Annotated in this window: 9 protein-coding genes; 3 read left to right on the top strand and 6 right to left on the bottom strand. The window is 32.4% G+C overall.

All coding sequences use genetic code 11. The features are described from left to right. Together ABNT61_RS06265 and mtaB are read right to left on the bottom strand one after the other, a co-directional pair. Entirely contained in the window at positions 1-747 is a 747-nt protein-coding gene (locus ABNT61_RS06265; protein WP_348745270.1) for a DUF6438 domain-containing protein, read from the bottom strand. Between the two features lie 41 nt (positions 748-788). Then, positions 789-2123, bottom strand: a complete 1335-nt coding sequence (gene mtaB, locus ABNT61_RS06260) for a tRNA (N(6)-L-threonylcarbamoyladenosine(37)-C(2))-methylthiotransferase MtaB (protein ID WP_348745269.1) — start codon at positions 2121-2123, stop codon at positions 789-791. Between the two features lie 40 nt (positions 2124-2163). On the opposite strand from mtaB, the gene ABNT61_RS06255 reads away from it, so the two are divergent. After that, entirely contained in the window at positions 2164-2664 is a 501-nt protein-coding gene (locus ABNT61_RS06255) for a GNAT family N-acetyltransferase (protein WP_348745268.1), read from the top strand. Between the two features lie 88 nt (positions 2665-2752). On the opposite strand, the gene ABNT61_RS06250 is transcribed toward ABNT61_RS06255, so the two are convergent. Continuing rightward, the gene (locus ABNT61_RS06250; protein ID WP_348724341.1) at positions 2753-4018 is read right to left on the bottom strand and encodes a S8 family serine peptidase; all 1266 of its coding nucleotides are present in this window, start codon (positions 4016-4018) and stop codon (positions 2753-2755) included. 574 nt (positions 4019-4592) lie between these two features. On the opposite strand from ABNT61_RS06250, the gene ABNT61_RS06245 reads away from it, so the two are divergent. Beyond that, entirely contained in the window at positions 4593-6230 is a 1638-nt protein-coding gene (locus ABNT61_RS06245; protein WP_348745267.1) for an ABC transporter substrate-binding protein, read from the top strand. A 159-nt stretch (positions 6231-6389) separates the two neighbouring features. Then, a complete protein-coding gene (locus ABNT61_RS06240) occupies positions 6390-10199 on the top strand; it encodes a M36 family metallopeptidase (RefSeq protein WP_348745266.1) in 3810 nt (1269 codons plus the stop codon). 69 nt (positions 10200-10268) lie between these two features. Here ABNT61_RS06240 and ABNT61_RS06235 read toward each other — a convergent pair whose 3' ends face one another. Genes ABNT61_RS06235 through ABNT61_RS06225 form a run of 3 tightly spaced genes read right to left on the bottom strand, consistent with a single transcriptional unit; the run spans position 10269 to position 13330 of the window. Next, positions 10269-11408 (bottom strand): geranylgeranyl reductase family protein, encoded by a 1140-nt coding sequence (locus tag ABNT61_RS06235; RefSeq protein ID WP_348745265.1) that lies wholly within the window; start codon positions 11406-11408, stop codon positions 10269-10271. Positions 11409-11450: 42 nt separating this feature from the next. Next, positions 11451-12473 carry an endonuclease/exonuclease/phosphatase family protein gene (locus ABNT61_RS06230; RefSeq protein ID WP_348745264.1) on the bottom strand — a complete coding sequence of 341 codons (1023 nt, stop codon included), beginning with the start codon at positions 12471-12473 and terminating at the stop codon, positions 11451-11453. Then, on the bottom strand, positions 12473-13330 hold the full coding sequence (locus ABNT61_RS06225; RefSeq protein ID WP_348745263.1) for a rhomboid family intramembrane serine protease: 858 nt from the start codon (positions 13328-13330) through the stop codon (positions 12473-12475). The genes ABNT61_RS06230 and ABNT61_RS06225 overlap by 1 nt, the downstream gene beginning before the upstream one ends. Between the last annotated feature and the right edge of the window lie 3 nt (positions 13331-13333).

Here is a 13333-nt window from a genome sequence, read left to right as displayed (position 1 = left end):
TTATTCAAAGAATTTTTTTTCTAAAAGAATTCCTTCAATGTATTCGTTTAATTCCATTAATTCTTCAGGAACATCATCATTCCATAATCGAATCTGAATTTGTTTTCCATTATAAATAACAAACGTACTTGGTAAATCCATTATCTTCGGATTATCATAAACGTCTTTAAATGAAGAAAAGTCTTTTTTAGTTAATAAAGTATTTATATTGCTTAATTCTTCTTCGGTAAGTTTAAATTCCTTGGTTCCCTTTTCTAAAACATATTCCTTTCCTTCATAAGACACATTACCATCTTTATCTATAAAAAGAGTATACGTAGGACAGTCTCCAAAACATTTAGTTTTACGTAAAGAAATTAAGTTATTCTTTTCCTTGTTGATTAGTTCCTCTTGTGTTTCTGCAGAGTTTATTTTAATTACTCTGAATTCTTCATTGTTACTTAATCTTTTCAACCACTCGTCTACGTTTCCATCTGGAACTTCAATGGTCACAATTTTAGAAGTAGTATCATCTAAAATCATCTTTTTCCATTTTAAACCAGTATTTGTTATTATAGCCTTAGCAGTTTCTACTTTATTTGGATTACTCAAAACTGCAATAAGTTGATTTTTATAATTATCAACGGTACTAACAGGAGGTTTTTCTTTTGCTTTTTGTTCTGTAGTATTGTCATTGTTCGGTGCTTTCTCTTTAGGAGTGCTACAACTCAATGCCAATAATAAGACAAACATACATAATAGTCTCATAATTGAATTTTTTAATAGGGATAATAATTAATGATGTTAATTTAAGCAATTACTTTGGTATCAACAAAGTTGAAACGCACTAGTCCATCATCATCTATTTTTGTCAATGTTACTTTATGTAAAGTGTTTACTAATTCTGGATTCCAAGGAGTTTTTACCTTCACATAGTTTTCCGTAAATCCATGTATATATCCTTCTTTATTTTCACTCTCGAATAAAACAGTAAGCGTATTTCCTAATTGACTTTCATAAAAAGCTCTTCTTTTCTTAACAGAAAGTCCACGTAGCATTTTGCTTCTTTTAGAGCGAACATTTTTAGGAACAACTCCATCCATTAAAACAGCTTCTGTGTTTGGTCTTTCAGAATAGGTGAAAACGTGTAGATAAGAAATATCTAATTCCGATAAGTAGTTATATGTTTCTAAGAATAATTCATCTGTTTCTCCAGGGAAACCTACAATTACGTCAACGCCAATACAAGCGTTTGGCATAACTTCTTTGATTTTTGAAACTCTATCTGTGTAAACCTTTCTCAAGTATCTACGTTTCATTTTCTTCAAAAGAGTATCACTACCTGACTGTAAAGGAATATGAAAATGAGGAACAAAAGTATCAGAGTTAGCTACAAAATCAATAGTTTCATCCTTTAAGAGATTGGGTTCGATAGATGAAATTCTTAATCTATGAATCCCTTCAACTTTATCTAAATTCTGTACTAATTCAAGAAAAGTATGTTCATGTTTTTTGTTGCCAAATTCACCTTTACCATAATCACCAATATTAACACCAGTAAGAACAATTTCTTTGATGTTTTTCTCGGAAATTTCTTTAGCATTTTTTAATACATTTTCTAGAGTATCACTTCTGGAGATTCCTCTAGCTAATGGAATTGTACAATATGTGCATTTGTAGTCACAACCATCTTGAACTTTTAAAAAAGCTCGAGTTCTATCACCTATGGAATATGATCCAACATAGAAATCCGCATCTTCAATTTCACAAGAATGAACTTCTCCAACATCATTTTTGGTAAGATCATTAATGTAGCTTGTAACATTAAACTTTTCGGTAGCACCTAAAACTAAATCAACACCATCAACATTAGCCAATTCCTCCGGTTTTAATTGTGCGTAACAACCTACAGCAATTAAAAAAGCTTCAGAGTTTTGTTTCAAAGCTGATTTTACAATAGTTTTAAATCGTTTGTCAGCATTATCAGTTACAGAACAAGTGTTAATCACATAAATATCTGCTTTCTCTTCAAATTCTACTCTACTGAATCCTTCGTTAACAAAGTTTCTTGCAATCGTAGAAGTTTCTGAAAAGTTTAATTTGCATCCTAAGGTGTAAAAAGCTACTTTTTTTTCCGCATTCATTCTTGTACATTTAAGCAACTGCAAAAGTACAATATTGAAAATGATTTTTGAAACTGAAAGACTAGTAATTAGAAAGTTGTTAATAAGTGATTTACAACCTTTTTTTGAATTAGAAAGTAATGCCAAGGTTTTGCAATACGCTACGGGAGAGGTAAAGACCCTAGATGAATGTAAAAAGGAGTTAGTAGATTTGATAGAAAAGTATGAAATAGAAACAAATGACTTTTGGATTTATGCAATTGTAAATAAAGGTGATGAAAAGTTTGTAGGAACGGTAGCTTTGGTTAAAGATGAAGATGGAAATGATGAAATAGGGTATCGATTTATTGAGAGGTATTGGGGTAATGGTTATGCAACTGAAACTTGTAAAGGGTTGATAAGTTATTGTAAGGAAATTGGAATGAAAAAGATAATTGGTAACGTTGTAAATGCTAATGTTGCTTCTGAGCGAATTTTAATAAAAATGGGATTTAGAAAGGTGAAAGATTTTATTAGCGATGATATTGGATTGCCTGAAACTATGTATGAGCTCGAATTATAAATTCTTTAAGATAATAAATTAGAAAACCACTTGTTTCATTTGAAACAAGTGGTAATAGTTTATCAAATATCAAATTCGTTGTCCGTAATTATCTTACAGCAATTGGATAAGATTCTCCTCTATTTGAAACAGAACCCGAAGTTCTAGGTCCACTTCCTCTTGCGTGCATAATTCCAGCAACGTGAGGTGAAGCCATAGAAGTTCCACTTAAAGTAGCGTATCCACCATTTAAATATGTACTTAATACACTGCTTCCAGTTGCGATAACATCAATTGGATTCATGTTATAGTTAGAGAAAGAAGAGAAACCACGATTACATGTCATTGATGCAACAGTATAAATACGATTTCCGTTGATACATGCAGGATCATAAAATGCTGCATTTGCACTACTGTTTCCAGCTGCAATAGCAACATAAGTTCCTGAATTTCCTAATCCTTGTAAAGCACTTCTATATGAAGAACTAGAAGAACATCCAGATCCGAAATATCCACCTAAACTTAAGTTAGCAACATCTCCAGCGATGTCATATCTACCAACATGGTTAATTCCAGCTAAGATTGTAGAAGTAGCACTTCCTCCGCTACAACCAAATACTCTTACAGGAACTACACTAGCTCCAGCAGAAACACCAACAACTCCAGTTCCGTTGTTAATTGCAGCAGCTGTTCCAGCAACGTGAGTACCGTGACCGTTACAATCGTTTGCGCTTCCACCAACAAAAGATCTAGCATAAGTAGAGTTTGTAACAACATTTAAATCTGGGTGATCTAAATCAATTCCACTATCAATAACCCAAATCCATTGGTTTTTTCCTGATCCGTTAGCAAAACCACCAGCTCTAGAAATTCCACATGGAGTTTGTTGAGCCATTTTTTGAGCATCGTTATGTTGAATCGTACTTTCAACTTCAAATTTTGGAAGTTCTACAACTCTGTCATGCTCAATAAATGCTACAGAAGGATCTTTTGATAAAGCTTCAAATTCAGCATTAGATAATTTGATAGCCATACCAGAAATTTTAGTAGTGTAGTAGTTTAAAACTCTCTTTTCATCTAAATTGTAAGTGCTAATAACTTCGTTCATTTTACGAATAGAAACTTCTGATAGATTATCAACAGATTTTGCTTTCGCTTTTCTGTCTGTAAAAGTTACATCACCTAATGATTTCGAAGCAGACGCGATTTTTGTTTCGTTAAAAACAACAATGTATTGCCCTGGAATGATGTTACCATCGTTTGCAGTTGCCTCTACATTTTGATCTGTGTTTGCATTGTTACCTTCATTTTGACAAGAGGTAATCACAAGTGCTGCCGTCATGGCAGTCAGCGTTAATTTAATTAAATTTTTCATGGTTGATTAAATATTTATTTGACGCAAATGTATCGATTTAGAAGATAAAAAAATCAGTGGTTTACCTGTAAGGCGTTGTTTTACAGTAGTGTATAGGTGGTGTTTTTTGACCTGATTTAACTTATAAACGCAACAGTGTAGCATTAGTAAAATAAAGAGATTTACTTTATTTCAGGTGAGTAAAATTTAAGGTGTTTTTGTAAAATAATATCTGTAAAACTTTAACAAAAATTAACTTAAATTAACATTTTTTTAAGAGTATTGAAATGGCTTTCTGGAGCTTTTTATTCATTTTTTTGTGTTTTTCATTGATTAATGTTTATCAATTTTAGTTAATGTGTGGTTATAATTTATTTTTTTAACATAATTTCGGTATTTGGATTCATTTAATGTGTATTTTAACATTTTTTGAGAATATGTTAAGTATTTAACATTTAAAATAAGATAATTACAGTTTTATTAAGATGGTTTGATTCGTGTTTTGATGGTATTGCTGGATGATGGTGCTAACAAAGTCACGTTTTAGGAGATTTAACCTTTATATTTACAAGACTATTTTAAAATTTGGATATTCATGTTTAAACCAAATAGGGGCTTGGTAGGTTGTTTAAAGAGTGTGCTTTACTCTTTGCTACTTTTTTCAATTTTGTGTTTTACTTCTTGTGCTAAAAAAGAATCTAAGTTTAAGGATGATGAGGTTTTTAGGTACAATGAACATTCTAATGTAACTTCATTGGATCCTGCTTTCGCTAAAGACCAAAGAAATATTTGGGTTGTAAATCAATTATTTAATGGGTTAGTTCAGTTAGATGATTCACTTCATGTAAAACCTAGTTTAGCTAAAAAATGGGATATTTCAGATGATGGTAAGGTTTACCGTTTTACTTTGAGAGATGATGTTTATTTTCATAAGCATAAATTATTTGGAGAAAAAGGAACAAGAAAAGTAATGGCTAATGATTTTGAATATTCATTTACTCGACTTTTGGATGAAAATGTGGCATCACCTGGAGGATGGGTTTTGCAAAATGTCGATAATTTTAAAGCTGAGAATGATTCTATCTTTACAATACAGCTTAAACAAGCGTTCCCGCCATTTCTTGGTTTGTTGAGTATGAAATATTGTTCCGTTGTTCCAAAAGAAGTTGTGGAATTTTATGGTAAAGAATTTAGATCGAATCCAATAGGAACGGGCCCTTTTAAGTTTAAACTTTGGGTAGAAAACACAAAGTTAGTATTGCGAAAGAATGAATACTATTTTGAGAAAGATGAAAAAGGAAAATCTTTACCGTATTTAGAAGCTGTCGCAGTTACGTTTTTGCCAGATAAGCAAAGTGAGTTTCTTCAGTTTATTCAAGGGAATTTAGATTTTATGAAAAGTTTAGATGCTTCGTACAAGGATGAGATGGTTACTACTTCTGGAGAGCTTGTTGAAAAGTATAAGGAAGAAGTTGTCATGCAGAAAGGTGCTTATTTAAATACAGAATATTTAGGTTTTTTTATCGGTGGAGAATCTAAGACTCCAATTAAGTCAAAACTTATTAGACAGGCGATTAATTACGGTTTTGACAGAGTGAAAATGATAACATTTTTAAGAAACAACATAGGAACTCCTGCGTTAAATGGATTTGTGCCCAAAGGTCTTCCTTCTTTTAATAATCAAAAAGGATATACTTATCAGCCTCAAAAGGCTCAATCCTTAATTGAAGAATATAAAAAAGTTACTGGTAATTCAAATGTTGTAATTACAATAACTACTAATAGTAGCTATTTAGATTTGTGCGAATTTATTCAACGTGAATTGCAAAATATAGGTTTGAGTGTTAATGTAGATGTAATTCCTCCTTCTACATTAAGGCAAGGGAAGGCAAATGGTAAACTTCCAATTTTTAGAGCTAGTTGGATTGCTGATTATCCTGATGCAGAAAATTATTTATCGCTTTTTTATTCCAAAAACTTCACCCCTAACGGCCCAAACTATACTCATTTTTCAAATGAAAATTTTGATAATCTTTATGAGAAATCGATACAAGAAGTTGATAATAGTAAACGCTATGTAATGTATCAAAAAATGGATAGTATCTTAATTAACGAAGCTCCAGTAATACCATTGTATTACGATGAAGTTATTCGATTTTCACGTAAGAATGTGAACGGATTGGGTATAAATCCTATTGATTTACTAGACTTAAAGCGAGTGTTTAAGCGGTAAATTGAGTATTTTTTAATATTTTATGTCTTATTTGTAAATATTTTTTGAATTTGTTATAAAAAATAACAAAGGGTTTTATTTTGTTTATTTTTTAAGTTAAATATTTTTTAATTTAATAATTCTTTAACTTTCAGCATAACCATTAATAATCAATTAATTATGAAAAAACCCTTCCTATTAATGACAGCATTCCTGCTGTCCCTAATCGCCTATGGCCAAAATTCCACTCCCAAAGATATAGGTGTAATTCAACAGCATTTTAATAGTTTAAAGAAGAAAAGTAAAGATGCTTCTTTAGATTTTTCTGAATGGAAAGTTACTAGTACAGCTTCTTCATTGAAAAAAGGTCTTACACACTATTACGTTACACAGTATCACAATAATATTCCTATTGTCAATGGTACGTATAACATGTCTGTAATAAATAATAAAGTTAATTATGCAATTGATCAATTTGTTCCGAACATTGCAGCCAAATTAACTTCATCTAAAACTACTGGTATTACTCCAGAGGCAGCTATTCAATCGGTAATTACTACTCATAATTTGAAATCATCAGCAAACCTAATTAGAACAACTAAAAGATCTAATAGTGGTGATGATGAAATTCATTTTTTGAATTCAGGAATTACTGAAGATAATGAGCCTATTACAGCTAAAAAAGTTTATGTTTTTCAAGATAATGAGTTGAAATTATGTTGGAATATTAACCTTTATGAAGAAGGAGGACAAAACTGGTGGAATAGTTTTGTAGATATTTCTTCTAGTAAGATTATTGCCGAAGATAATTGGGTAATCACGTGTAACTTCGGTGAAGTTGAGCATACACATGTGAAAGGTGATAATCACAATCATAAAGAAACTAAGAACTTTGTAGAAAAGAATTCTGGAATTCCTTTTGGTACTAAATCAATGATGGTTGCTCCTGATTCTTATAACGTTTATGCAATGCCTTTATCTGATCCAGATGATGGAGGAAGAACAATTGTTACTGATCCAGCTAATTTAACTGCTTCACCTTTTGGATGGCATGATACAAATGGAGCTGCTGGTGCTGAGTTTAATATAACTAGAGGTAATAATGTTTGGGCACAAGAAGATGCAAATGGAAATAACGGAACTGGAGCTTCACCTAGTGGAGGAACTGGTTTAGATTTTGATTTTCCAGTGAACTTAAATCAATCTCCTGCTAATTATAGAGACGCTTCTACTACAAATTTATTCTACTGGAATAATATCATGCATGATGTGTGGTATCAGTACGGATTTGATGAGGCTAGTGGAAACTTCCAAGAAAACAACTACGGAAAAGGTGGTTCTGGAAGTGATTCTGTGAATGCTGATTCGCAAGATGGTAGTGGAACGAACAACGCAAACTTTGCAACTCCTGGAGATGGAGGAAACCCTCGAATGCAAATGTTCTTATGGAATCAAACGAACCCTGGGAGAGATGGTTCTTTTGATAACGTAATTATTGCTCACGAATACGGTCATGGTATTTCTACCCGTTTAGTTGGTGGTAGAAATAGTAATACTTTAGGTGGTTCTGAGCAAATGGGAGAAGGATGGTCTGATTGGTTTGGACTAATGCTTACAATGAAAGCTGGAGATCAAGGAACTGATAGTAGAGGAGTAGGTAACTACGTTTTAGGACAAAATGATGCTGGTCCTGGTATTCGTCCAACACCTTACTCTACAAACAGATCGATCAATAATACAGATTATGCTGATATCAATGGATTGGCTGTACCTCACGGTGTTGGTTATGCTTTCGCAACAATACTTTGGGATATGACTTGGTTATTAGTTGATCAAGAAGGATTCGATCCAGATTTTTATAACGGAACTGGAGGAAATAACATTGCGATGGCTTTAGTAATCGAAGGATTAAAAAATACGGCTAACAACCCAGGATTCGTTTCTGGTCGTGATGGAATTTTACAAGCTGACCAAGATTTATATGGAGGTCAATACAGATGTTTAATTTGGAAAGCATTTGCTGAAAGAGGTGTAGGAGAAGGAGCGAATGAAAATTCAAATGGAGGAACAAATACGAATTCAGATCAAACGGTTTCTTTTGTGAATCCTTGTGATGGTGGTGGTCCAGACCCAACACCAGATGTATGTTCAGGAGATGTAACTACATTCCCGTTTAGTGAAAGCTTTGAAACTAATTTTGGAGAGTGGTCTAACGCAACTTCTGGAGATGATGTAGATTTTACTAGAAATTCTGGAGGAACTCCTTCAAGTAATACAGGACCGAGTGCTGCGTCTGATGGTTCTACATATATTTATGTTGAAGCTTCTGGAGATGGAACAGGATTCCCAAATAAAAGAGCGGTATTAAATTCTCCTTGTTTGAATTTCTCATCATTAACAAATCCGAATTTATCATTCCAATATCATATGTTCGGAAGTGCTATTAACTCGTTAACGGTTGAAGCTAGAACAGATAATACTGGTGATTGGACAGCTGTGTTTACACAAACTGGAGATCAAGGAAATCAGTGGAATGCAGCAAGTGTTGATTTAGCAGCTTATGCTAGTCAAGCTAGTGTGCAATTAAGATTTATTGTTGTTACAGGTACTGGAACTAGTGGATGGCAAAGTGATATTGCATTAGATGCAGTAGCAATTCAAAATGGAGGAACTACTCCAGATCCAGGCGGATGTAATGGAGAAATTACTTCATATCCATTTAGTGAAAGTTTTGAATCAAGTTTTGGAAGCTGGGAAAATGCAACTTCTGGAGATGATATCGATTTCACTAGAGATACAGGAGGAACACCTTCTAGTAATACAGGTCCGAGTTCGGGAGCAGATGGTGCAACATATATTTATGTTGAAGCTTCTGGTGATGGAACAGGGTTCCCAAATAAAACTGCAATTTTAAACTCTCCTTGTTTAAACTTCAGTTCTTTGTCAACTCCAAGTTTACAATTCCAATACCACATGTTTGGTAGTGCAATTAATTCATTAACTGCTGAAGCTAGAACTAATAATACTGGTGCTTGGACTTCAATATTCAGTCAAAATGGTAATAAAGGTAATCAATGGAATGCTGCAAATGTTGATTTAACTGCTTATGCAGGAGAGTCTAGTGTACAGATTAGATTTACCGTTGTTACTGGTTCTGGAACTAGTGGATGGCAAAGTGATATTGCTTTAGATGCAATTTCTATTGGTGAGGATTCTGGAAATCCTGACCCTGGTTGTGCTTCATTAGATTTCAATAGTTTCACAATTACGCCATTCTCTAATCAAGATTCAGCAGGTAATTTCTCTGTTGGAAATGGAGGAGCTTCTTTAACGTTAACTAATAATACATGGAAGTACATTCCGTTAAATTATACTGTTACTGCTAATACAGTTATTGAATTTGAATTTAGTAGTACGTCTCAAGGTGAGATTCATGGTATTGGATTCGAAGATGATAATACATTAACATCTACGAGATATTTCAAAGTGCATGGTACTCAAAACTATGGTATTACAAACTTTGATAATTATGCTGGTGGAACTCAAACGTATGTGATTCCAGTAGGAGATTCTTATACGGGAACTATGGATAGATTAGTATTCATTAATGATAATGATGCAGGATCTGGAAATACTTCTACATTCACGAATGTGAGAATTTACGAAGGTTCTTGTAGTGCTTCATTAGTTGAAACTGCTAGTTTTGGAACTAGAGTTGATGTTTTAGGAGATGAAGATGAGAATGTATTAGCATCTTTAACAGTTGCTCCTGTGCCAGTTAAAAAAGGAAATCTATTAAAAATTATTAGTTCAAGTAATAACTTGTCTAATACTAGATATAGCGTAATTAATATGTTAGGTCAAGTTTTAGATAGAGGAACTTTAAATAATAACAGAGCTATCAATATCGATCGATATGAGTCTGGAGTTTATATTCTAAGATTAGAAAATGAATTCACTAAGGCGAATAAACGATTCATAATTGAATAGGGAAAGATTTTCGTAGAAAATTAAGAAGAAAAAGAAAAGCCTCTCGATGTAATCGAGAGGCTTTTTTATTTAGAATACAAGTTCTTTAATTTTTCTAGTAATGGCCTGTTTAATATCGGTTGGATAAGATCTGTCTCCATGGAAAACGTCTGCCATTGCATCACTAAATCGCTGGCCGTATTTTTTAAGCATTACATTTCTAATAGTTTTTTGCTCGTAAAACCATTTCGCTAACCATAATCCAGTTTTAATTTCTGGAATTAGCTTTTCATGTAGTTTTACCTCATAAAGAGCTGAAGCTTTTTCTAAATTCAATTCACTTTCGCTAATTGCATCAGCAACTAACACTCCACTGTAAATTGCGTTTGAAATTCCTTCAGCAGTAATTGGATCAGCAAAACCAGCAGCATCACCAATTAGGAATACATTTCTTTTTACAAAACCATCAGTTCTTGGAGCAATTGGAATTTGAAATCCATGTTGAGATTCCTTTAAAATGGTTTTTATTCCAATAGTCTCAAGATATTCTTGATAATATTTCTTTAAATTGATTCTCGCTTTCTTTGTAGAAGCTACACCTACTGAAAGGTGATTTTTCTTTGGGAAATTCCAAGCATAACCATATGGAATTGCATCGATATCAAATCTAACTTGATCTTTTAATCGATTGAAATCCTCTTCAGGAACTTCAATCTCATATTCTAATGCAGGAATTAATTTTCTAGTTTCTTCTGTCCATCCCGCCATTTTCGCAGTCGGACTTAAAGCTCCATCAGCGGCAACTACAAATTTAGCAGATATGGTATTTTTATCTGTTGTAAGTATCGCTACGTCATTATCGAAACTAATATCCGTTAATTTGTTTTCTTCTAATAAAGTAACTCCTTGTTTTTTCGCTTCTTCTACAATTAAATTATCAAAAGAATCTCTCATGATCATTGTAATCGTAGGCTCTTCTCTTACGGTTTGAAAGTGTAATGTATTTCCTAAGAAAACATCAACAGTATGAAATTCACGCTCAATAACAGAACTAATATCAAAAGGAAGATTTTTTCTTCCTCTGTATACAAAACCACCACCACAAGTCTTATACCTCGGTAGTTTTTCTTTTTCAATAAGTACTGTTGAAATTCCTTTTTTTGCTAAGTGAAAAGCAGTTGATGCTCCCGATGGTCCGCTACCTATTACAGCTACATCAAAGTGTTCCATGAAAGTTAGAATTTATTAGATTTTAATCGATTGCTAATATAGCTATTCGAAATTTATTCTTGACATTACGGGGAAGTGATCAGATAATTTTTCTGAAAAGGTAGTAAAACTATGAATCTTAGTTTTTTCATCCGTAAGAATAAAATCAATTCGAATAGGGAAGAAGTAGTTAAATGTTTTTCCTAATCCGCTTCCAGCAACTTCGAAGGCGTCTTTTTTATTTTTACTAATTTGACGATACACCCACGAAAATGCTGTATTGTTAAAGTCTCCGCAAATTACTTTTTTCCCTTTCCAATTTTTTTCGTGAGCTAGGAATGATTCAACTTGTGAAGCCTGTTTTTTAAATCCAGTTTTTAATCGATCTACTAATTTTTCAGAGTTAGCTTCTCCAAAATTTTCTTTTTGTGGATTTAGTTTTAACGATTGTAAATGTATGTTGTAAACCCTAACAGTATCTTTTCCTTTTAGAATATCGATAAATATGGCATTGTTAGCACTTTTTTTAAAGTCTAAAGATCCTTTGTTTAGAATTTTGTACTTAGAGAAAATCGCTAGTCCAAAATTATTTTTTTGTGATTTAGGTACAAAATAACTGTATGGGTAGTTGAATTTTCTATCTTTTGAATCGTAGTATTCTTGTAAAGCGAGGATATCAGGTTCTTTTTCATTAATAAAAGTCATGATTTTTTGATCAATATCCTTCTCTTCAATCCAGTTATAAATATTGAACATACGAACATTATAACTCATCACTTTTACATCTGAATTCAATGCAATGCTCTTTTTAGAAAGTTTTACAAATGGAGGGAAAAATAACCAACCAAAAGCTAAAACAATCCCTGAAAGAATAAAATGTTTTTTGAGTTTAATTACCCAATAAATCAGAAATACAAGATTTAAAACAATTAAAAAAGGAACAGCTAAACTAGCTACAGAAAATACAGGAATGGTTTTAGGAGAAACAAAAGCTAGAAAATAAGAAAGTAACAGTATAGTTGCAACAATCGAATTTATAAAATAGAGCAATTTTTGAAATAAATTAAACTGATTTTTCTTAGCCATTATTTTGGGTTTCCTTGCTTAAATAAGAATTCTTTTTCTTCTTTTGTAAGCGCATCGTAACCAGATTTACCGATTTTATCTAAAATTTCATCGATCTTTTTTTGATTATCAGATTTACGCAAAGTGTCTTTTCTTCTTGGGGTAGGATTATCAGATTTATAAACGGTTTTTAAATTGCTTTTATCTCTTTTAAACCATTTACTAATATTTTCAAATAGGTTGAGTTCTTTATTGCTAGCTCTACTCACATATAAGAAACCAAACAAAGCTCCTCCTAAATGAGCAAAATGTCCTCCGCCATTACCACCAGATAAACTGATTAAATTCATAACAATAAAAAATGCAACCAACTGCCATAATTTAATGTATAAGTTTACAAGTGGGATTCTTAATTCATAATTTGGTATGTAAGTAGCAATTCCAACCATTATGGCATATACACCAGCAGATGCGCCAACTAAAATTAGACTTTTACCAAGAAAGAAAGGAAATGTATTAGTAGCAATTAAAAAGAATAATCCACCAAAAATAGTTCCTAATAAATAAAAGTTAAGTAGTTGCTTTTGGGTAAAATATTCAGTGAATAGTCTACCAAAGATGTATAGAGCGAAACAGTTAAAAAGTATATGAAAAAAACCTGCATGTAAAAAACCATAGGATACAATTGACCATGGTTTAGTGATATATGCATCCAAAGAAGAAGATAAAGCAAACCATTGATCTATAAAGTTTAGTTGACTTCTGTATAGGCCTGTAAAAGAGGAAATCAATAATTCTAACATAAAAACAGCAATGTTTATGTAAATGATTTTCTCTAACATAGAAGCTCTAGAAAAATGTTGCTTTAAATTTTCCATAGT

Source organism: Tenacibaculum sp. 190524A05c (genome assembly GCF_964036595.1).
GTDB classification, from domain to species: Bacteria; Bacteroidota; Bacteroidia; order Flavobacteriales; family Flavobacteriaceae; genus Polaribacter; species Polaribacter platacis.
This window is presented reverse-complemented; position numbering and strand designations above follow the sequence as displayed.